This window comes from Gracilimonas sediminicola (assembly GCF_024320785.1).
GTDB lineage: Bacteria > Bacteroidota > Rhodothermia > Balneolales > Balneolaceae > Gracilimonas > Gracilimonas sediminicola.
Genome location: NZ_JANDBC010000001.1, coordinates 2,085,644 through 2,106,223 on the forward strand (window position 1 = coordinate 2,085,644; position 20,580 = coordinate 2,106,223).

General features: G+C 45.0%; 20 protein-coding genes. 4 read left to right on the forward strand and 16 right to left on the reverse strand.

Translation table 11 applies throughout. The annotated features are described in order from the left end of the window. Positions 1-75 precede the first annotated feature (75 nt). The 3 genes from NM125_RS09420 to NM125_RS09430 are packed head-to-tail and all read right to left on the reverse strand — an operon-like array spanning position 76 to position 2,542. On the reverse strand, positions 76-765 hold the full coding sequence (locus tag NM125_RS09420; protein ID WP_255134649.1) for an ABC transporter ATP-binding protein: 690 nt from the start codon (positions 763-765) through the stop codon (positions 76-78). A gap of 41 nt (positions 766-806) precedes the next feature. Next, positions 807-1,238 carry a four helix bundle protein gene (locus NM125_RS09425; RefSeq protein WP_255134650.1) on the reverse strand — a complete coding sequence of 144 codons (432 nt, stop codon included), beginning with the start codon at positions 1,236-1,238 and terminating at the stop codon, positions 807-809. Positions 1,239-1,291: 53 nt separating this feature from the next. Next, positions 1,292-2,542, reverse strand: a complete 1,251-nt coding sequence (locus NM125_RS09430) for an efflux RND transporter periplasmic adaptor subunit (protein ID WP_255134651.1) — start codon at positions 2,540-2,542, stop codon at positions 1,292-1,294. Positions 2,543-2,892: 350 nt separating this feature from the next. On the opposite strand from NM125_RS09430, the gene NM125_RS09435 reads away from it, so the two are divergent. After that, positions 2,893-4,266 (forward strand): sigma-54-dependent transcriptional regulator, encoded by a 1,374-nt coding sequence (locus NM125_RS09435; RefSeq protein WP_255134652.1) that lies wholly within the window; start codon positions 2,893-2,895, stop codon positions 4,264-4,266. A gap of 74 nt (positions 4,267-4,340) precedes the next feature. Next, positions 4,341-5,705, forward strand: a complete 1,365-nt coding sequence (locus tag NM125_RS09440) for a sensor histidine kinase (protein ID WP_255134653.1) — start codon at positions 4,341-4,343, stop codon at positions 5,703-5,705. A 174-nt stretch (positions 5,706-5,879) separates the two neighbouring features. On the opposite strand, the gene NM125_RS09445 is transcribed toward NM125_RS09440, so the two are convergent. The 8 genes from NM125_RS09445 to NM125_RS09480 all read right to left on the reverse strand — a co-directional run bounded on the left by NM125_RS09445 (position 5,880) and on the right by NM125_RS09480 (position 16,585). Next, on the reverse strand, positions 5,880-6,584 hold the full coding sequence (locus NM125_RS09445; protein WP_255134654.1) for a DNA alkylation repair protein: 705 nt from the start codon (positions 6,582-6,584) through the stop codon (positions 5,880-5,882). Positions 6,585-6,704: 120 nt separating this feature from the next. Further along, on the reverse strand, positions 6,705-9,977 hold the full coding sequence (locus NM125_RS09450) for an amidohydrolase family protein (RefSeq protein ID WP_255134655.1): 3,273 nt from the start codon (positions 9,975-9,977) through the stop codon (positions 6,705-6,707). An 81-nt stretch (positions 9,978-10,058) separates the two neighbouring features. Further along, positions 10,059-10,823: an enoyl-CoA hydratase/isomerase family protein gene (locus tag NM125_RS09455; protein ID WP_255134656.1), complete on the reverse strand. Its 765-nt coding sequence runs from the start codon at positions 10,821-10,823 to the stop codon at positions 10,059-10,061. Between the two features lie 110 nt (positions 10,824-10,933). Further along, positions 10,934-12,976 carry a phenylacetic acid degradation bifunctional protein PaaZ gene (gene paaZ, locus NM125_RS09460; protein ID WP_255134657.1) on the reverse strand — a complete coding sequence of 681 codons (2,043 nt, stop codon included), beginning with the start codon at positions 12,974-12,976 and terminating at the stop codon, positions 10,934-10,936. Between the two features lie 51 nt (positions 12,977-13,027). After that, a complete protein-coding gene (locus NM125_RS09465) occupies positions 13,028-13,645 on the reverse strand; it encodes an acyltransferase (RefSeq protein ID WP_255134658.1) in 618 nt (205 codons plus the stop codon). 57 nt (positions 13,646-13,702) lie between these two features. Further along, on the reverse strand, positions 13,703-14,911 hold the full coding sequence (gene pcaF / locus NM125_RS09470; RefSeq protein ID WP_255134659.1) for a 3-oxoadipyl-CoA thiolase: 1,209 nt from the start codon (positions 14,909-14,911) through the stop codon (positions 13,703-13,705). 28 nt (positions 14,912-14,939) lie between these two features. Next, on the reverse strand, positions 14,940-15,362 hold the full coding sequence (gene paaI / locus NM125_RS09475) for a hydroxyphenylacetyl-CoA thioesterase PaaI (RefSeq protein ID WP_255134660.1): 423 nt from the start codon (positions 15,360-15,362) through the stop codon (positions 14,940-14,942). A gap of 47 nt (positions 15,363-15,409) precedes the next feature. Next, positions 15,410-16,585, reverse strand: coding sequence for a 3-hydroxyacyl-CoA dehydrogenase NAD-binding domain-containing protein (locus NM125_RS09480; RefSeq protein ID WP_255134661.1), 1,176 nt, complete (start codon positions 16,583-16,585; stop codon positions 15,410-15,412). 61 nt (positions 16,586-16,646) lie between these two features. Here NM125_RS09480 and NM125_RS09485 point away from each other — a divergent pair, with 61 nt between their 5' ends. Both NM125_RS09485 and NM125_RS09490 read left to right on the forward strand, forming a co-directional pair. Continuing rightward, the gene (locus tag NM125_RS09485) at positions 16,647-16,973 is read left to right on the forward strand and encodes a FitA-like ribbon-helix-helix domain-containing protein (RefSeq protein WP_255134662.1); all 327 of its coding nucleotides are present in this window, start codon (positions 16,647-16,649) and stop codon (positions 16,971-16,973) included. Continuing rightward, entirely contained in the window at positions 16,963-17,388 is a 426-nt protein-coding gene (locus NM125_RS09490) for a type II toxin-antitoxin system VapC family toxin (protein WP_255134663.1), read from the forward strand. Before NM125_RS09485 ends, NM125_RS09490 begins: the two co-directional genes overlap by 11 nt. Here NM125_RS09490 and NM125_RS09495 read toward each other — a convergent pair. The 5 genes from NM125_RS09495 to paaB all read right to left on the reverse strand — a co-directional run bounded on the left by NM125_RS09495 (position 17,385) and on the right by paaB (position 20,490). Next, the gene (locus NM125_RS09495) at positions 17,385-17,762 is read right to left on the reverse strand and encodes a DUF4260 domain-containing protein (protein WP_255134664.1); all 378 of its coding nucleotides are present in this window, start codon (positions 17,760-17,762) and stop codon (positions 17,385-17,387) included. The genes NM125_RS09490 and NM125_RS09495 overlap by 4 nt on opposite strands. Positions 17,763-17,884: 122 nt before the next feature. After that, a complete protein-coding gene (locus NM125_RS09500; protein WP_255134665.1) occupies positions 17,885-18,664 on the reverse strand; it encodes an enoyl-CoA hydratase-related protein in 780 nt (259 codons plus the stop codon). 149 nt (positions 18,665-18,813) lie between these two features. After that, positions 18,814-19,320, reverse strand: a complete 507-nt coding sequence (gene paaD / locus NM125_RS09505) for a 1,2-phenylacetyl-CoA epoxidase subunit PaaD (protein WP_255134666.1) — start codon at positions 19,318-19,320, stop codon at positions 18,814-18,816. Between the two features lie 85 nt (positions 19,321-19,405). Then, positions 19,406-20,191 (reverse strand): 1,2-phenylacetyl-CoA epoxidase subunit PaaC, encoded by a 786-nt coding sequence (gene paaC, locus NM125_RS09510; RefSeq protein ID WP_255134667.1) that lies wholly within the window; start codon positions 20,189-20,191, stop codon positions 19,406-19,408. Then, positions 20,188-20,490, reverse strand: a complete 303-nt coding sequence (paaB, locus tag NM125_RS09515) for a 1,2-phenylacetyl-CoA epoxidase subunit PaaB (RefSeq protein ID WP_255134668.1) — start codon at positions 20,488-20,490, stop codon at positions 20,188-20,190. The genes paaC and paaB overlap by 4 nt, the downstream gene beginning before the upstream one ends. Between the last annotated feature and the right edge of the window lie 90 nt (positions 20,491-20,580).

Sequence of the window (20,580 nt, forward strand, 5' to 3'; positions counted from 1 at the left end):
TGTAATGGGTTTAGGTGCTAAAGTGTTTAAGTGAGTTCTTTTCGTTAACACTTAAACACGCTCACACGTTAATAATCATACATGAAACCCTTCCTGCATATTCTCGGTCACTACGTGGCCGTCAAACAGGTGAATGACACGACGGGCGTAATCGGCATCATGCGGAGAGTGGGTTACCATCACGATGGTGGTGCCGGCTTCGTTAAGTTCAGCCAAAAGTTTCATCACTTCATCGCCGTGATCCGAATCCAGGTTACCGGTAGGCTCATCGGCGAGGATCAGCTTGGCATTAGCTACTACGGCCCGGGCAATGGCAACGCGCTGTTGCTGACCACCGGAAAGTTGTTGCGGAAAGTGATTGCGTCGGTGCATCATTCCCATTCGGTCGAGCGCCGTTTCCACTTTCTCTTTGCGTTCGGCGGAATCAACTCCGAGATATAGCAGCGGAAGTTCCACATTTTCGAATACCGTGAGCTCATCAATCAGGTTAAAGCTCTGGAAGATGAATCCAATATTTCCTTTTCTGAGCTGGGCTCTTTCTCTTTCGGAATGAGTAGAGATCTCATGTCCTAAAAAGTGATATTCACCATCGGAAGGATTATCCAGGAGTCCCATAATATTCAACAGGGTAGATTTTCCGCAGCCTGAAGGCCCCATAATGGCTACAAATTCGCCCTCCTTGATCTCGAGGTTCACGTTGCTCAACGCAGTCGTTTCCACTTCTTCAGTGGTATATACTTTCTTAAGGTTTTTTGTTTGAATCATGGTAGTAAGGTTTTGAACGTGTTCACGTGTTAAAGTTTATCTCAGTGACCTAAATACTCATCTGAGATGTATAGAACTTCTGGTTCGTTTGTTTGATTTGAGTTTTTCAAAGTGTTATTAATATGATTTATCAAAGAGAGCACCATAGCTTGGCAGTGGTCACAATTATTTTGAATTTCTTTAATCCTTTCCGTTTCAATCATTCCTTGATCTTCAACAATGTATAGTAGACTCTTTACTTCCTGGGCTGAACTTTGGGAGTAGTCTAAGAATCGAATAAAGTCTTTTTTATGGTAGCGATTGAAGCCCTCTGCAATATTTGTCATCACAGATATAGAAGCCCTTTTCAGCTGATCAGTTAGTGCAAATTCTTTCTTCAATGAGGAATCAGAGACCAATTTATAGATTTGGTTCACCAACAATCTTGATTGCTGCCAGCACTTTAAATCCTCATATCTTTCAATTTTACTCATTTCAAAAACGTAAATACGTTAACACTTAAACACTTTATCTCTTAAACACATCATCACTCTAACACTAAAACCTCATTATCCCCAAACGTATCATAACTTGAGGTAATGACTTTTTCTCCGGGCGATACTCCGCTCAGTACTTCAAAATATTCAGGATTCTGCCGGCCGAGCCTTATATCTCTGCGATAGGCCTTTCCTTCACTTTCATTTACAACAAATACCCAGTTGCCACCGGTAGTTTGATAGAACCCACCTCTTGGAATCTGAACCGCACTGGCCGATTCCCCCAGCTCAAGACGTATTCTCACTGTTTGTCCCCGGCGCAGGCCTTCCGGTGCTTTATTCACAAATTCCATATCCACTTCAAACTGCCCGTTGTTAATGACGGGATAAATTTTTGTAATCACCAGCTCGTGCGACTGCCCGTCAAAAGGGAAAGAGCCCCGGAGCCCCTGCGTTATTCGCGATAAGTGATATTCATCAATCGCTACCCGAACTTTGTAACCGTCCATGATATCGACTTGTCCGATACGCTCTCCGGAAGAAATGGACTGCCCCTGGTTTAATTCAATGGTGCTCAATTGACCCGAAATAGGTGCCGTAACGGATAGGTTATCCAGGATTTGCTGAACGGCTTCCAGATTCTGAAACATTCTGTCTTCGGAATTATTAAGCTGCCTCAGCTGCGTAATCGTTTGAATGGAATCCTTCTTATAGGATTCGTAGGTCAATTCGTAGCGCCGTTTCTGATACTCATAATTCTCCTTTGTGGTCTGGAATTCTTGTTCAGAAATCAGATCCCGTTCAACCAGCTTTTTCTGACGATCATACTGCGACTTTAAAATTTCCATTTGGGATTTGGCACTTGCCAGCTGATCCTGAAGCTGCAGAGTATTCTGTTCCAGGTTTAATCTTGAGTTGCGCACGTTATTGATTTGATCGTAGAGCCCCGAAGTTTGCTGCATCACCTGAAGCTGCAGCCCGGAATTAGTGAGGGTCAGGATGGTATCGCCTTCCTCAACCATCGTTCCGGATTCAAGAAAAACTTCCTGCACCACGCCGCCTTCAATGGCATCAAGGTAGATGGTTTGAATAGGCTGAACCGTTCCCGTTACCTGTATAAACTCCTGAAAGGTGTCTTCCTGTACGGTTGCGATGGTTAGTTTTTCTCTTTCCACATTCAACGTAGATCGCACATCCATAAACCAAAATGCATACACGCTTAAGCTTGCAAAAGCGAGAACGCCTGCAATCATAAGGAAGCGTTTTAGCGTCCAGGTTTTCTTTTCAATTTTTCGATCCATTCCCATTCGTAAATGTCCTGCTGGTTTTTATGTAGTTAATTTTTGAAGTAGATAATCAAGATACGTGCCAAATTAAATGAATGTGTGGTAAAAGGGAATTAAGGATGATTCTTTCCCGATTAATGTTCACATTCCAACATCAGATGTTCGATATCGTACACTTCGATTGTGGAATTACGAGGATTAGACTATCTCAAAGGGTAAATGTTACAACTGGTATGATATTAGCTAATAAGTGTCAAAGTACTAAAGTGTTGAAGTGTTACTTTTTTGATTCTTGAATACGCAAACACCTTAACACTTTAACGCTTTAGCACTTTAGCACTTCAACACAATCTCACATAAACTAAATGAAGAAAACAGGCCGAATACTTGTAGTGGATGATGATACCGATGTGCTGAATGCAGCTCGTTTGTATTTAAAGCAGCATGTTGAAAAAGTGGATGTGGAAAGCAACCCTAAGCTGATTCCCTCGCTGATGAAAGAATATGATTACGATGCCATTTTGTTGGATATGAACTTCCATGAGGATGTGAGCAGCGGGGAAGAGGGTTTCTATTGGCTGGAGAAAATCCTGGAGATAGACCCGGCGATGGCCGTGGTGTTGATAACGGCTTATGGCGACGTAGAGAAAGCAGTTCTGGCAGTAAAAACAGGTGCCTCTGATTTTGTACTAAAGCCCTGGCAAAATGAAAAATTGCTGGCTACTGTCACCTCGGCTATGAATCTGAGTCAGTCTAAAAGGGATTCTCAAAAACTGCGAACGCAAAATGCCGCGCTAAAAGCGGATATGGAACAGCCATATCAGAATATCATTGGGAAAAGCCGGGCGATGGAGCAGGTGTTTCAAACCATTGAAAAAGTGGCAAAAACGGACGCCAACGTTTTGATTACCGGGGAGAACGGAACAGGAAAAGAACTGGTGGCCCGGGCGTTGCACAGGCGCTCAAACCGAAGTGAGAATGCTTTTATTACCGTTGATATGGGAGCTTTGCCAGAAGGCTTGTTCGAAAGTGAATTATTTGGCCACGAAAAGGGCGCCTTTACCGATGCCAAAGAATCACGGGCCGGCCGGTTCGAAATAGCCCATGGAGGAACGCTCTTTTTAGATGAAGTGGGAAACATACCGCTTCAGCTGCAGCCTAAGCTTTTATCTGCTTTGCAAACGCATGAGATTCGGAGAATTGGTTCCAACAAAACCACAAAAATTGATATTCGGCTGATTTGTGCAACCAACGAAAGCTTAGGGGAGATGGTGGAGAAACAGGAATTTCGTCAGGACCTGCTTTACCGGATAAACACCATTGAGATTAAGCTGCCACCGCTCTGGGAGCGTACAGAAGACATTCCCTTGCTGGCTGAACACTTTTTGAAACAGTACAGATCGAAGTACAAAAAAGAAATCAAAGGGATCACGGATCAGGCGTTGAATCACCTGAAAGAATACCACTGGCCGGGCAATATCCGGGAGCTGGAACACGCCGTTGAGCGGGCGGTTATTATGACGGACGAGGAGCAACTACAGAAGGGTGATTTCCTGCTTACCTCCGTTTCAGGTAACGATCATAAACTGCCGGTATCGGGGTTGAACCTGGAAGAAGTGGAAAAGACGGTGATTCGCAAAGCAATGGATAAACACGGCGGTAATATATCGCATGCAGCAGAAGAGTTGGGACTAACCCGTGCATCACTGTATCGAAGATTGGAGAAATATGGACTGTAGCTGTCAGGTTTTGTACTCTGCAGAATGTACTCTTCTGATACCTGAAAGCCAAGCAATGTAAATGATAGAACATCATGATTAAAAGCTTCCGATTTGGAATCATACTACGCATTCTGATGCTGGCTGCAACCTTGCTGCTGGTGTGTTACCTGGTGCTCGAAACGGAGTACTACGTGAGCATGGTGATTCTGGGAGCCATCATTGCCGGGCAGGTAATTGCGTTGATAAAGTATCTGGAACGAACCAACGTATTACTCACCCGCTTTTTGGAGGCTATTCGATATTCAGATTTCACAGGAGCATTCAGAAATCACGGTTTGGGCAGTAACTTTGATGATTTAAATGCGGCTTTCAGTGATGTCATCGAAAAATTCAAAGAAGAGCGCAGCAAAAAAGAGGAAAGCATTCGATACCTGGAAACGGTGGTTCAGCACATCGGTATTGGCTTGGTTTGTTTTAATGGAAAAGGAGAGGTGGTTTTGTTGAATACCGCAGCCAAACGGCTGTTTAAAGTAGCGACCTTACGGACTCTGGATTCCCTTAAAAATATATCCGGGTCGCTCTATAAAACCGTAAAAAAACAGAAGGGAGGCAACCGAAGCCTGATTCGGGTGACTATCCAAAACGAAACGCTGCAGCTGGCGATGTATGCCACCGAGTTCAGGATGAGAGACGAAGCGTACAAGCTCGTTTCATTCCAGAACATTCATACCGAGCTGGAAGAAAAAGAGATGGAGGCCTGGCAAAACCTTACCCAGGTTTTGGCTCACGAAATTATGAACTCTATCACCCCGATTTCATCTCTTTCCGGCACGGTGAAAATGTTGCTGGAGGAGAATATGGTTCCGCAAGAACATCATGTAGAGCTGAATCAGGAAACCATTGAAGATGTGACCGATGCGTTGACGACCATAAGTAACCGAAGCCAGGGACTAATGCGATTTGTGAATTCTTACCGTGATTTTACCCAGATTCCGGAACCAAGCTATGAGCTTTTCAAGGTGAAAGAAGCGCTGGACCGAACCGCCAGCCTCATGAAGACAGAAGCCGCCAAAGAGGGCATACAAATCAAGGTAGAAGTAGATCCGGAAAGCCTGGAATTCACCGCTGATCCACACCTGGTTGAACAGGTGCTGATTAATCTGGTTAAGAATGCGATTCGGGTTTTGTCGGATCAGGAAGATGGGGTGATTTTGATGAAGGGAGGGATAGAGGAATCAGGTAAAGTGATCATTCAAATTCAGGACAACGGTCCGGGTGTGAAGAAAGCTATGAAGGAGAAGATATTCATCCCGTTTTATACGGTGGGTAGTAACGGGAAAAGTAAAGGATCAGGAATTGGGCTGAGCCTTTCCCGACAAATAATGCGCCTGCATGGCGGCAGCCTGATTTTGAATTCCGAAACCGGAAAAGGTTCAACTTTTACCTTGCGATTTTAACCTTAGAAATAACTCTTCCAAAGTTGTAAAGGGACTATAATTAATAATAAACTGTTATTACTATCTAAAGCTCACCCATAAATTTCACCATAACCTTTCCAAAGTTATATCGATCTCGAAATTATATATCATCTAATGATAACTTTGGAAAGGTTACTTATTTATTAAAGCTCCTTAAATCTCACCATGCAGGTATTTTAAACGAAGTGGCTCGTCAAACTTCTCGATGGCATATCTCAGCATTGTTCTCGGCATAATCCGGTAGTATTTTCTAAGGAATTCTTCTTCCGCATCCCGGTCGCGGTTCCCGATTTCCCGCAACATCCAGCCAACGGCTTTTTGAATAAGATCGTGATCATCCTGCACCAGTATCTCCGCGATATCCAGCGCATCTTCGAAGTCATTCTGCCTTATGAAATGATAGCAGGTAATCATGGCGATTCGCTTTTTCCAGAGATCATTGGATTTAGCAAAATCATACAACAAACCCCGGTCTTTATTTTCCAAAAAAGGGCCGAGGATCTTATGGCAGGAACTGTCGATGATATCCCAATTATTAAAGCCGGACAGGTTGTCAAGATACACCTTCGTCATCTGTTCGAGTTCTTCGTCCCCGCCTTTCTCAACCTTATAAACCATCAACAGGGCGGCGGTAAGTCGGACTTCATGAATCTTATGGTGCAGTAACTTCCCAATTTCTGTTGCAGGCAGCTCCCGGTATTTTTTAGCCACTTTACGCTGATCGGGAACTTTGATCCCCAAAAAATCATCCCCTTCACCATATTCTCCCGGACCCGATTTAAAAAATCGTGAGGAGTGCTTAGCCTTCTCAGGGTCAGCATATTTTCTCAGTTCGTTGATGACATCTTGATGGTTCATGTCCGGTACATTAAAAAGGCTCCGACGCAGAGCGTCAGAGCCAGCTTGCGCTATCTATCATACATTAAATTACTCACGTTAACTTAACCTCGTGCCGATCGCTCCGCGTCGGTACGAAGGTTAGTGACTGCCAAAGCAGGTACATTGCAATCCGGCTGCTTCAAGAGTAATGGCATGCCAGTCGAATTCATCACGATAGCCATCTCGTTCCCACCAGAAAGGAAGTCGTTCCTTAGGTTGGTTACCTACTTCATTCATGGTTGCAGCATCAAACAGACGGCCATTTACCATGGTATAAGTAACTGAATTAGTGTTTCGGATATCTTCCAGGGGATTTTCATCCAAGACAATCAGGTCGGCCAGTTTCCCAACTTTCAGGGAACCTATTTTATGATCCATTCCCAGGTAATGAGCTCCGTTCAGGGTAGCAACTCTCAGGGCTTCCATGTTAGACATGCCTCCCTGCTCAAACATCCAGAGTTCCCAGTGGGCTCCCAATCCCTGAAGCTGACCATGTGCACCGAGGTTTACTTTCACACCGGCATCGGCCAGCATTTTATCAGACTCGGCTGTCAGAATATGGCCGTTTTCGTATTCTTCGTCAGGAATCATAGTACGATGACGGGAGCGGGGATCAATTACACCGCGGGGAGTAAAGGTCAGCAGTTTCTCATTTTCCCACACATTATTCTTCTGATAGAAATAATATTCACCGCTTTTGCTCCCGTAGTTTACAACATGGGTGGGTGTATATCCGGTTTCACTGGCGCCCCAAAGCTGAATTACATCCTTATAAAGAGGAGCAACCGGGATGTTATGCTCAATTCCGGTATGTCCGTCAAGAATCATACTCATGTTATGGGTGAAAGTTGATCCGCCTTCAGGCATCACCATCATTTCCAATTCCTGTGCAGCTTTGATAACCTGCTGGCGCTGGTTTCTGCGAGGCTGGTTATAGCTCTTCACAGAGAAAGCTCCCCAGGCTTTGGTTCTTTCGAGCGCAAAAAGCGCATCTTCGTAACTGTTGATTTCCGTTTTGATGGATCCATCGGCTCCGTATAAAATCACACCGGTGGAGAATACGCGAGGGCCTACCATATGTCCGGCCTTGATGGCTTCAGCATGAGAGAAAATCATTTCCGAATTGGAAGACGGATCATGAGCAGTGGTTACCCCATAAGCGAGGTTCGCATAGTACTCCCATTGCTGCTGTGGACTAACACCCAGCCGGAAATTGCCAATGTGGGCATGTACATCTACAATACCGGGCATGATGGTTTTGCCGGAGGCATCAATCACTTTTGCGGAAGATGGAATTTGAATATCGGTTCCCATGGCAGCAATTCTGTTGCCTTCTACCAATATGGAGGCGTTTTCGAGAACGGTATCTCCCTGCATGGTGATGATCCGTGCATTGGTGAAAGCAATAGAGCCTTCGGGAACATAGGTTTCAAGATCGAGCTCCAGCTTTTTGCCGGTACTTGGCGGCTCAGGTAGCGAATCGGGGGCGCCGTCAACGAAAGAAAACGTCTCTTTCAGATCAACAGTGAAATATTCTTCCCCAAGGGTCCAGTGCAGCTTGTCACTTTCTGCCGACCAGTGCATATGATATCCGGCTTCGGAAGACACCTGTTTTACAGGAACGGATTTTGTATTCGGTTCCAGCTCAATGGTTTTTCCGGTTTTGGGGATCGGCGCTATATAAACTTTGTGGAGGTTAGAAAAAGCCATCCACTCTCCGTCAGGACTTGGGACAAATTCGTGCCCGTAACTGGAAGTGAAGTGGGTTTGCTCATCTTCGCCACGTAAGTTCACGCTTTTGTATGATTTGTTTATGGCTCCAAAAATATATCCGCCTGTTTGGTAGTAAATACGATCTCCTTTGGCGTTGAACCGTGGCATAGCGCCCTCGTCCGTAATCATGGTTTCGGTTCCTCCCCGGGCAGGGATGGTATAGATTCCCGGGTTCAATGTATGTACAAAGCCCTGCTGTCCGTTTCCACTTTCTTTGCGAAATACAATGGTGTTTCCGTCCGGTGAGAAGCGCGGTTCCCTATAAATGCCTTTTTCAGAAGTTACCTTTGTGGGTGTGGAAGTTCGCTGCCCTGAATTCAATTGAACAACATTCACTGCCCCCATATTCTCATCACTCCAAGAAACATAAGTGATAGATTTTCCATCTGGAGAAAAGGAAGGCTCAAACTCAAAATCTGTTGAATTGGTTACACGGCGAGGGGTTCCATCCGGGAGCAGCTTAGTCCAAAGGTAGCCGGCTGCGCTCCAAACCAGGTTACGACCATCAGGCGAAGTGACCAGTTGTCGGACAGCTTTTACTCTGAACTGGTCGGGCGCGATATCCTGCTTGAATCGAACCGCCTTTACGATATTGTGTGAAGACTCAACCTCAAAAGGAATAATTTCAGATTCACCGGTACGAGTATCAACTTTGTTGATTTTACCATTTGCCCAAATGATGATATGCCGGTTATCAGGCAGCCAGTTAAAGTTGGCATAAGGGCCGAAAATGGCCCAGGCTTCTTGCATATCCTTGCTAAGGTTATCGAACACCGGGTATTCTCTTCCCGTATCCAAATCCCTCAAATATAAAACGGATTTTGTGCGAACCCGGCGAACAAAAGCCAATGTTTCCCCATCCGGTGAAATTTGTGGCCTGATTGCACCTCCATTTCCTCCGGTTACGGTCTCAATTTCTCCCTCTTCCCGGTCATAACGTTTAATAGCATAAATCTGGCTATTCGGATCTTTGTTGTATTGGAAAAATCCCCCTGGATAAACATCCTGGCTGTAGTACACATAACGACCATCCGGAGAAACCCATGGCTCGCCGATATCTTGCTGAGCATTGGCTTTTTCCACCAGTTGAATTCCGCTGCCGCCTGATTTGTGATACATCCAGATTTCACCGGCACCTAATGAGCGGGTGGACGAAAAGTGTTTTTTAGCGATGATGTATTCACCGTCCGGAGTCCATACTGCGTTGTTTAGTAACCGGAAGCTTTCGTCGGTCACTTGTCGGGCATTTTTTCCGTCAAGGTCCATCACCCAGATATTGTCGCCACCGCCGGCATCGCTGGTAAAGGAGATGTGCATGCCGTCGGGACTGAATCGCGGTTGTACCTCATAGGCATGTCCGCCTCTAAGCAGTGTAGCGTCGCCACCATTTACTGACATGATGTAGATATCGCCCAATAAGTCGAACACAATTTCCTGTCCGTCGGGGCTTACATCCAGGTTCATCCAGGTACCTTCATCGGTGGTAAATGAAACATGGGTGGAGTCGCCAAGCGGGGGATTGGTGACATCCCATTTATCCTGAGCAGCGGTTAAGAATGATGACGAGAGAAAAAGCAGTAGAGTTAGTAAGGGTCTCATAAGAGGGCGATTGGTTGAGTTTTGTCGAGTATAGCAATAATGAAGTCAAAAATGGAATCAAAAGATAATTCCAGTTATATGCTACTTGTTCTTGAACTTCTTGATGAAATTTTTGGTGAAATCAGACAGCACCAATCGACCGCTGATTTCAGCCCGTTGTTCGAGCAGTAAATCCCAGTCTTCGGTTCCTTTCCAGAGAACGGCTTTCAGATTTTTCATAGCCTCGGGGCTGCTTTTCGCTAATTCGGAAGCTAATGCCCTTATAGCCTGGTCCAGATCGTAAGTAGAGCCGAAAATTTTGTTGAATAAGCCATTCTCCAGCGCCCATTCCGCATCGTACCAGTTAGTGGCGTCAATGGAAAGGGCTGAAAAAGCACTCTTGCCCACTTTTCGCTCAACGGCCGGGCCAACTACAAACGGACCGATGCCGAGTGCCAGTTCGCTCAGTTTGATATCTGCTTTTTCTTCGGCAAAGGTATAATCTCCGGCTGCAGCAATGCCAACTCCACCGCCTACAGTTTTACCATGAACTCTCACGATGATGAGCTTCGGGCAGGTACGCATGGCATTTAAAACCAGGGCAAATCCCATGAAGAATTCTTTCCCAGTATCGTAGTCATCGATGGCAATGAGCTCGTCAAAAGAAGCACCGGCGCAAAAAGCACCGTCCCCGCGACTCTGGATTACAAGAACCCTGATGTCATCATTCTCGCCTGCTTCAGTAATAGTCTGCGCCAATTTTCTGAGAATGGCTCCGGGTAAAGAATTCCCTTTAGGGTGGTAGAACTCGATAGTCCCAATGTTGTTGTTGATAGTGAGATTAACTGCTCCGTTCTGTTCAGACATGTTTTCTAAATTCAAATTTTTGTTACACGCAAAGAACGCAGAGATTTCGCAAAGCACGCAAAAAATCACTTAGCGCCTCTGCGAAACCTTGGCGGTCTTTGCGTTTAAAATTACTGTTCGTCTATGGGTAATTTGTTTTTCCTCTTCATAAGAGTCAAAATAGTGTATTCCGCAACAACGGCATCCTCCTGATTCGTTACTTCCACATCCCAATAAACCACTCCGAAAGGAAATGGATCATCTTTCTTTTGCTGGCGGACATTCTTTCGCTTTAAAATCAATTTAGCCTGAATGGTATCGCCGGGGGCGACAGGAGCCACGAACCGTAGATTTTCCAGACCATAATTCAGCATAACAGGGCCTTCATCGGGATCAACAAACAAACCTGCTGTAGCTGAAAGCACGAAATAACCATGGGCTACAATCTTGCCAAAAAGAGACCGGGAAGCAGCTTCAGGATCGGTATGTGCATAAAAATGATCTCCGCTTAATTCTGCAAATTCCTCAACGTCTTTATCAGTAACAGTTCGCTTCTCAGTGGTTAAAGCCTCGCCGATCTTAAGCTCTTCAAAGTACTTCTGGAAGGGATGCTTATCCGATTCCTCGGTTTCTGCTCCCTTGATGTGTTGATTAACAATATTTCGAAGAGTAGTAGGCGATCCCTGTAAGGCAACCCGCTGCATGTTATGAAGCACAGCACGTGCACCACCCAGCTCTTCACCGCCACCGGCATGTCCGGGTCCACCATGTACAAGGGATGCTATGGGTGATCCATGTCCGGTAGATTCCTCGGCGGAGTTCCGGTTGATCACCATAAAACGCCCGTGGTAAGGAGCGCATCCCAGGGCAACGGTTTGAGCAATTTCATCATCAGCGGTAAAAAGAGAACCCACGAGTGAGCCATTTGCCTTATTGGCAAGGTCGATGGCCTCCTGCGTGTTCTTGTAAGGCATGACGGTTGTCATTGGGCCGAAAGCCTCCAGCCGGTGGATGTCATCAACCTGCATGGGTTTGTGACAAACAAGTACTCTTGGGTTTGTAAAAGCACCATTTTGTTTACCGTTTGAAGCATACGCCGTTTCTGTAATCTCTGATAGCTGCTGTAGCTGTTCTTCAAAACGTTCAGCCTGAAGGTTGCTGGCCAAAGGGCCCATCCGTGTTTCCTTCTCAGCAGGGTGGCCTATCGTTGTTTTCTCCAGCCGGGCTTTCAGTGCTTCGATGACATCATCAACCAAATTCTCAGGAACAATAGTCCGACGGATGGCCGTACATTTTTGCCCGGTTTTAACCGTCATTTCATTCGATACTTCCCTTATGAAAAGGTTAAACTCTTCCATGTCAGGCGTTACATCATTGCCAAGAATAGAGCAATTGAGTGAATCGGCCTCCAGGTTAAAAGGGACGTTGTTTGCGATGATATTGGGATGTGCTTTCAGTTTTTTACCTGTGACGGCTGACCCGGTAAAAGCCACCATATCCTGACTAATCAGGTGATTCAGTAAATCGCCGGGTTTATCTGCAGCAATAAATTGAACAGATCCTTCGGGAAGAATATCCGCCTCTATCATATCTTTGAAAACTTCCCAGGCAAGATAAGAACCAGTGGGAGCTGGCTTTACAATAACGGGCATCCCGGCAATGATAGCGGGAGCAAGCTTCTCCAGCATTCCCCAAACCGGAAAATTAAAGGCATTGATGTGAACGGCTACTCCGTGACGAGGGACACAAATATGCTGCCCCATGAAGGTGCCTTTGCGCGAAAGTCGTTCAGTGTCACCTTCCACATGCCAGGGCAGGTCCGAAAGTTCCCGGCGTGATTTACTGGAAATGCCAAAAGCGGTAATCAGCCCCCCTTCAATATCAATCCAGGAGTCCTTACGGGTTGCGCCTGTATGGGTAGAGATTTCGTAATACTTCTCCTTTCGCTCCATCAGATATTGACCAAGAAATTTGATCTTAAAGGCTCGCTCGTGGATACTCATCTCGCGGAGTTTCGGTCCTCCCACTTTACGTGCATACTCCAGGGCTGACTTGTAATCAATCTCGGCTTCAACCATTTGGGCAACCGGCTCGTTAGTTACGGCACTAATCAGGTCAGTTTCTGTACCTTCATTGAGCCATTCACCCTTTATGTAGCTTTGTACTTTAATCATTTGTATTCAATTTAGATGAAAGAACTCAGGAGTCAGAATTCAGTGTTCATGCTATTCTGACTGCTGAGTTCTGAATTCTGATTTCTTTTTCCCCCACGTCTCATATCCCATTTGTTGGTCTTCCCGATCTTCAGGAACTTCCCGCAACGGTTTACATTCTTTCAGAGTCTCATGAAGTTCGCCCGGCAGTTGCTGATATAGTTCAGTTCCTTTTGATTTCCAGGCCGCCATTTCATCCGTCACATCTTTGACGATTTTTGCAGGATTCCCCACCACAACTTTCCGGTCCGGAATTTCCATTCCTTCCGGCACAAAAGCTAATGCCCCTACTATGGATTCTTTTCCAATTTTCACGTTATCCATGATGACGGCATTCATTCCAATCAGGCAGTTCTTCCCGAGATGCGCTCCATGAATGATAGCTCCGTGTCCTACATGCGCACTTTCTTCTAAGGTAACAGTAACACCCGGAAACATATGTATGGTACAGTTCTCCTGAACATTGCAACCATCTTTGATAACGATTTTTCCCCAGTCGCCACGAATAGCCGCTCCCGGGCCGATATACACATTTTTCCCGATAATCACATTGCCGGTAACAGCCGCCTGAGGGTGTACAAAAGCCGACTTGTGAACGACTGGCTTATATCCGTTAAACTCGTAAATCATGTTCGTTAATGGTTATTCGTTATTCGTTAAACCCATTAACGAATAACGAAATTACGATTACACTTTCTCCAGAATGACTGCCATTCCTTGCCCCACACCTACACATAGCATGCATAAAGCATATTTGTGTGAATCTTTTTCGTGAAGTTCGACAGTGGCTGTTTGCAATAATCGCTGACCGGTCATCCCCAGTGGGTGTCCTAAAGCAATAGCTCCTCCGTTTGGGTTGAGCCGGGGATCGTTATCATCCATTTCCAGCATTCGGGTTACACCCAAAGATTGGCCTGCAAAGGCTTCATTCAATTCAATTACATCCATGTCGTCCAGCTTCATTCCCGCTCGTCTCAATACTTTTTGAGCTGCTTCCACCGGGCCTAATCCCATAATTCGGGGCTCGATGCCTGACACAGCATGGGCAACAATCCGGGCTTTGGGCTTGAAACCAAAATCCTTCACGGCTTTGTCTGAAGCGACCAACAAGGCTCCGGCACCATCATTCAGGCCTGATGCATTTCCGGCCGTAACAGTGCCGTCTTTCTTAAAGGCCGGGCGAAGTTTAGCCAGTATTTCAGCTGTTGTATCCGGGCGCATAAATTCATCATGTTCAAAGAAATATGGATCTTGCTTTCTGCGGGGAATTTCTACAGGTACAATTTCTTTAGCCAATCGACCAGAATCGCGCGCAGCTCCGGCTTTTTGTTGACTCCAGGCTGCAAATTTATCCTGATCTTCCCGGCTGATATTATGCATTTCCACCACATTTTCAGCGGTCATCCCCATTCCATCAGTGCCGTACATTTCTTCCATTTTAGGGTTGATGAATCGCCAGCCGAAAGTGGAATCGTGCATTTCAGTAGTGCCGGAATAGGGAGAGGAACCCTTTCCTAAAACAATAGGCCCGCGGGTCATGTGTTCAACTCCTCCGGTAATAAATACGTCTCCTTCGCCTGCTTTTATGGCATGGTAAGCCTTTACGGTGGCACTCATCCCGGAAGCACACAACCGATTTACCGTTTCTCCGGGAACTGAGACCGGAATGCCAGCCAAGAGTGAAGCCATGCGAGCAACATTTCGGTTATCTTCACCAGCTTGGTTTGCACATCCCAAAATCACATCCTCAATCGCTTCAAGATCTAACCCCGGGTTTCTGTTTATAAGTTCTTTGATGGGAATTGCTGCCAAATCATCAGCCCGGATGGGAGAAAGTGATCCTTTTAATTTTCCAATGGGAGTTCGTATTCCGTCAACGATATATGCTTCTGACATATAATTCTAAATTTTGAATTCTAAATTTTTAATTACCCAAATCATGCTGCTTTCCTGTCCTGTAAACCGTACCTCTGAACTCAGCAACCAGATCATTATCCTGATTGGTTACCTTTACTTTATAAACGCCTATTGTTCGTCCATTTTGAAGTTCTTTGGTTTCAGCCGTTAAAACATCCCCAACAGATATTTTTTTGGTGAAGTTGATATTATTCTCCAAAGCCAGTGAAATAGACCCACGTGAATTAGAGGCAAAAGCCAGGGCGCTGTCCGCGAAAGAAAAAGTAATCCCGCCATGACAAACACCAAATCCATTGGTCATTTCTTCTCTGATTTCCATCGAGAGTTTGCAATAACCGGGATCCGATTCCAATACCTCGATACCCATCCATTGTGAGAACGGGTCGTTTGAGAGCATATGGTTTATAACAGGATTGATTTCTTTACTCATAGTTTTGGTGCAAAGTTATCAGCCGTCAGTAGTCTGATAGCTGACAGCTATTCTTCATAAAAATTCTTTTCCTGGGCCACCATTTTCTTCAACAATGGGTTTGGGCGATATCGGTCTTCCCGGTATTCAACCTGCAGGGCTGTCATTCGGTCAAGCACATTTTTGAGCCCGATTTCATCGGCCCATTTCAGGAGACCTTTGGGATAGTTGACTCCATTTTGCATAGCCAGGTCAACGTCTTCAATAGATGCGATGTTCATAAATACAGCATCACACGCTTCGTTGATAAGCATCGTCAGTATCCGGTTGAAGATTTTCTCACCAAGCTCTTTATCCTTTGTCGGAGCCGGGTTATCTGCTCCTTCCCGGTAGTCATAAAAGCCACGTCCCGATTTTCTACCCAGCCAGCCGGCTTCCACCATTCGTTTTTGAGCAAAGGAGGGTTTGAATCTTGGGTCATAATAGAAAGCCTCAAATACCGAGCAGGTAACTTCATAATTTACATCATGCCCGATCAGGTCCATGAGCTCAAAAGGCCCCATTCGGAAGCCGCCGATTTCCTTCATGGCCCAATCGATAGTAGCGGCGTCAGCGATGCCTTCTTCATAAATACGCAGCGCTTCCCCGTAAAAAGGCCGGGCAACCCGGTTTACAATAAAGCCGGGAGTGTCCTTACCTGAAACGGTGATTTTGTCCCAGCTTCGAATAAATTCTTTGGTTGATTTGAAGACATCATCTCCGGTGGCAATGCCGGGAATAACTTCAACCAGTTTCATAAGAGGAGCGGGGTTGAAAAAATGGACGCCTAAAAAACGCTCGGGCTTTTTAAGGGCTGATGAAATAGCGGCAATGGAGAGGGAAGAAGTATTGGAGGCCAAAACGCAATCACGGGGGACAATCGCCTCCAGCCGGGAAAAAGTATCTTTTTTTACATCCAGGTCTTCAACAATAGCTTCAATCACAAAACCGCATTCCCCGAAACCGGTGATATTATCCACAAACTCAATGCGGTTTAAGATGCCATCCACTTCATCCTGGGTCATTCGCTCTTTTTCGACCTGCCGGGCAAGAATACTTTCCAGTCCCGCTTTGGATTTTTCAAGTTGTTCGGGATATGCATCGTATAAGAAAACGTGGTGACCTTGAGTAGCGGCAACCTGTGCAATTCCGGTTCCCATTGTTCCGGCTCCAACTACGCCGATTTTCGCATCGTTGTTAATCATAAGTAAATATCGTGTTTAATCGTCTGAAAAATCGCTTCCAAGATAAGGAATCTGAGACGGAATGCGTTGTAAATTGAGGGAAATTTTCAAACTTGAAAGTAACAGGGAAAAAAGATATCATAATGATATCAAACAAATAAGAGGTATAATTATGCCGGATGTTTTAGTAAGAAATATTGATGAAAAGACATTGAACAACTGGAAGAAGAGGGCTGAAAGAAACAATCGTTCTTTACAAGCTGAATTGAAAGAGATGATTGATTCTTTTGGGAAAACCGACCCTGAGGAAGTGAAAAAAGAAATAAGGGCTACTTTAGAAAGATATAGAGCAGAAAGAAGGCAATTTTCTGACAGCGTTGAACATATACGGGAGATTCGTGACCGGTGATCTAAAAGTTATTGATGCATCTTTAGCGCTAAAGTGGGCTGTTAACGAGGAGCATTCAGAGGAAGCATTATCACTCTTGGATGAGTTGGACGTATTCATTTGCCCAGAGGTTTTCTATTTGGAAATTGATGCAGTGTTGACAAAAAGAGTAAGAATTAGAGAATTAGAAGCACAGGAGGCAAAAGAAATAAAAAATAACTTTCGGGCATTGCCTTGTAAATTGATTTCCCATTCCCAAATTGATGAGATAGCTTTTGATCTTTCCACCTCATTTAACATCAGCTATTTTGATGCTTTGTACCTTTCAACAGCCTTGAAGTTTAATACGGTTGTTCAAACCGCTGACGTCAGGTTTTTTAATGCGCTTCAAAATACGGAATACAAAAATCACATTGAGAAGCTTCAGGGAGTTTAACCTCCAATCCTACCCAAATGTGTGTGCTTGAAATCATCTGGGAATTTGAGTCCATAGCCAAAAATACGATCAAAGGCTGCATGACTCAAGAACACAATTCCTATTGCAATAAGCCATCCTATTTCTGCAAAATATCCAGCTAGGACAAGCACGATCATTAATCCCTTATGATGGAAGAAATTGTAGATCCATGAACCGATATTCGTGTTAATTAGGTAGGCAGCAAATGAGATGTCAGGAAGGAAGAAGAGCAGGGCGAAGGTCCACCAACTGTATGATGTAACGAATCCAAAGAGAATTACGGAACCGATGAAGAGTGCGAGTTCTTCAAGATTGAGAAGGAGTTTTAGGTGTTTACTAAGTTCAATATTCATAATGAAGAGGGTTGTTAATAACGTAAAAGGGGCGATCACAGATTACGCAGACTTCACTGATTAGTTGTAGAATATCGAGTATATAAATCAGTGAAATTCCTCAATCATTAAAATCTGTGATCCTATTGACCCTTAAACTCCGGTTTCCTTTTCTCAATAAAAGCTTTTACTCCCTCATTGTAATCATGGGTTTTACCGGCTTCAGCCTGAAGTTTGGCTTCCAGTTTCATTTGTTCTTCAAGGCTGTTTGAAAATCCGGCATTGAATCCGCGTTTGGTAAGCCCAAATCCTTTGGTGGGCATTTTGGCCAGTTTTGATGCTATAGCTTTTGCTTCATCCATGTATTTCTCGGCGGGATAGGCTTTCCAGATCAGACCCATTTCGACGGCTTCTGCTGCAGAGACTTTTTCACCCAAGAAAGTGAGGGCAGTAGCACGGGCAAGTCCTATGAGTCTGGGTAAGATATAGGTACCGCCACTGTCCGGGATCAACCCAATTTGTGAGAAGGACTGAATGAAAGATGCTTCCTCACTGGCTATAACAATATCGCAGGCAAGGGCGATGTTGGCTCCGGCTCCGGCAGCTGTTCCGTTTACAGCACAAACGACCGGTTTCTCCAATTTTCGAATCCCTTTAATTATGGGAATATAGGTGTGATGCACAATTTCACTTAAATCACGATCGGGGTCGTTTGAGACTTCCGTTGCCTCTGCTAAATCCTGTCCGGCACAAAAGGCACGTCCCTCACCGGTAAGTAACACGCAGCGTACTTCATCATCTGATTCGGCGCGATGGAGGGCTTCTTTGAGCTGATTGGCCATTTCGAAGATAAAGCTGTTGAGCTTGTCGGGGCGGTTCAGGGTGATGGTGAAAATGCCATTACTTAAAGTTGTCTGAATCACGGATTTGGCAGATTAAAGGATTAAAAGGATTTTAGTTTGAGATGAAGTTATAGAATGAGGGCCTTTTCACAAAAATTGTTATCCAAATAATTGGAGCAACTATTGAATGCAAAAAATCATTGAAATCTGCACAATCCCAAAATCCGTGGTCATATACACTTAAAATGCTCGAAAGGCTGATCGCAGTTATTACAGAAATATTGAGATTTGCAGGCTGTAGATCCGAATTGACTTACCAGCTCTGTCTCAAATGAATCACAAAAAGGGCAGGGAATAACTTTAGTGCTGGAAAGGCTTTTCAGGAAATCTTCTTCCTCTTCGGATTTTTCCGGCGGGGCAATACCATAATCTTTCAGCTTTGATTTTGCCTCGTCGGTCATCCAGTCGGTGGTCCAGGTCTCAGCGAAGTCGAGTTTAACGGAATAGTTTTCAACGTGACGTTCTTCCAGCTTCTCATGTACGAGCTTCTCAATGGCGTTCATGGCCGGGCAACCGGAGTAAGTGGGGGTGATTTTAACTAATACATGCCCGTCTTCAACCTCAACTTTTCGGGCAATACCCATCTCCACGATATTCAATACCGGAATTTCGGGATCGGTAACCTCTTTGAGGTACTCCCAAATCTGCTCCTCAGTATGTAGCTGGATTGTTGACATCAAGTAGTAGTTAGATGATAGATATTAGATTTAAGACCGACTGCGCAGAGGTCTTAAATCTAATGTCCTTTATCTCAAATCTGTGTTATTTCCACTCCGCATCGGGATAGGAACGTCTCAGGAACTGCATCTGAGCTAATAAATGTCCCAAATGTTCGGTGTGAATTCCCTTTCGGCTTCCGCTCATCATAAACTGATCCCAATCTGGAACCGTGAGTGTGGCTTCCGTTAGAGTATCTTCCACCAGTTTCTTGAATTCCTTCCTGAACTCAGATGAATCAATTGCGATTCCTTCTTTCATTAATAAATCGTCAACTTCATCCATGTAGAAGAGCTCGTCAATGTACATCCAGAGCTCATCGAAGGATTCCTGAATGCGATTGTGGCTTTCCTCGGTTCCGTCACCCAGGCGCAATACCCATTCCCGGCTGTGCCGCAGGTGATATTTTATTTCTTTGAGATGCTTGCTGATCATTCCGGAAAATTGTTCGTCATCAGCTTCTTTCAGTCGCTCGTATTGGAAGTAACCGAAAGCGCTGAACAAAAATTGTCGAGCGATAGTAAATCCAAAATCACCTTTGGGCAATTCACAAAGTTGCAGGTTGGTGAAGTCACGGTCATCCCGGAAGAAAGCAAAGTGATCCTCATCATGGCCTTCATCCTCAACTTCAGCTGCATATTCATACAAGGCGGTGGCATGTCCGATTAAATCCAGCGAGATGTTAGCAAGTGCAAGGTCTTCTTCAAGCTGTGGGCCGTGTCCGCACCATTCAGCGTTGCGCTGTCCTAAAATCAAACGGTCGTCTGCCAGCCTCAACAGGTACGTTAAAAAGGCTTGTTGCTTGGTGAATTCTTTGGTAGCTGTACTCATGATCTTTTCTTTACGGCTCGTGGTACACTGTAAAACTGAGGGTGCCGATAGGGCTTATCGTTGGCCGGATCGAAAAAGGGACCCATATCTTCCGGTGTGGAAGCAGTTATATATTTCGATTCAACCACCCAGATACTCACGCCTTCATTTCTACGTGCGTAGGTATCCCGAGCATTTTGCAAAGCCATTTCTTTATCTGAAGCATGTAAGCTTCCTGCATGCTCATGGGGCTTACCTGATTTGGGTTGAGTGAAAACCTCCCAAAGAGGCCAATTGTCTTTGTTGTTTTCTTCTGACATTAATAATCTGTTTTCGAAGTTAAGAAAGGAGTCAGAACTCAGTATTCACTCGTCAGAATATTCTGAGTTCAGACTGCTGTGTTCTGAGTT

Bases quoted from the DNA above. Each gene is read 5' to 3' on its own strand.
- NM125_RS09420 (WP_255134649.1), bottom strand. From the start codon at position 765: ATGATTCAAACAAAAAACCTTAAGAAAGTATATACCACTGAAGAAGTG.
- NM125_RS09425 (WP_255134650.1), bottom strand. From the start codon at position 1,238: ATGAGTAAAATTGAAAGATATGAGGATTTAAAGTGCTGGCAGCAATCA.
- NM125_RS09430 (WP_255134651.1), bottom strand. From the start codon at position 2,542: ATGGATCGAAAAATTGAAAAGAAAACCTGGACGCTAAAACGCTTCCTT.
- NM125_RS09435 (WP_255134652.1), top strand. From the start codon at position 2,893: ATGAAGAAAACAGGCCGAATACTTGTAGTGGATGATGATACCGATGTG.
- NM125_RS09440 (WP_255134653.1), top strand. From the start codon at position 4,341: ATGATTAAAAGCTTCCGATTTGGAATCATACTACGCATTCTGATGCTG.
- NM125_RS09445 (WP_255134654.1), bottom strand. From the start codon at position 6,584: ATGAACCATCAAGATGTCATCAACGAACTGAGAAAATATGCTGACCCT.
- NM125_RS09450 (WP_255134655.1), bottom strand. From the start codon at position 9,977: ATGAGACCCTTACTAACTCTACTGCTTTTTCTCTCGTCATCATTCTTA.
- NM125_RS09455 (WP_255134656.1), bottom strand. From the start codon at position 10,823: ATGTCTGAACAGAACGGAGCAGTTAATCTCACTATCAACAACAACATT.
- paaZ (WP_255134657.1), bottom strand. From the start codon at position 12,976: ATGATTAAAGTACAAAGCTACATAAAGGGTGAATGGCTCAATGAAGGT.
- NM125_RS09465 (WP_255134658.1), bottom strand. From the start codon at position 13,645: ATGATTTACGAGTTTAACGGATATAAGCCAGTCGTTCACAAGTCGGCT.
- pcaF (WP_255134659.1), bottom strand. From the start codon at position 14,911: ATGTCAGAAGCATATATCGTTGACGGAATACGAACTCCCATTGGAAAA.
- paaI (WP_255134660.1), bottom strand. From the start codon at position 15,362: ATGAGTAAAGAAATCAATCCTGTTATAAACCATATGCTCTCAAACGAC.
- NM125_RS09480 (WP_255134661.1), bottom strand. From the start codon at position 16,585: ATGATTAACAACGATGCGAAAATCGGCGTAGTTGGAGCCGGAACAATG.
- NM125_RS09485 (WP_255134662.1), top strand. From the start codon at position 16,647: ATGCGTTGTAAATTGAGGGAAATTTTCAAACTTGAAAGTAACAGGGAA.
- NM125_RS09495 (WP_255134664.1), bottom strand. From the start codon at position 17,762: ATGAATATTGAACTTAGTAAACACCTAAAACTCCTTCTCAATCTTGAA.
- paaD (WP_255134666.1), bottom strand. From the start codon at position 19,320: ATGTCAACAATCCAGCTACATACTGAGGAGCAGATTTGGGAGTACCTC.
- paaC (WP_255134667.1), bottom strand. From the start codon at position 20,191: ATGAGTACAGCTACCAAAGAATTCACCAAGCAACAAGCCTTTTTAACG.
- paaB (WP_255134668.1), bottom strand. From the start codon at position 20,490: ATGTCAGAAGAAAACAACAAAGACAATTGGCCTCTTTGGGAGGTTTTC.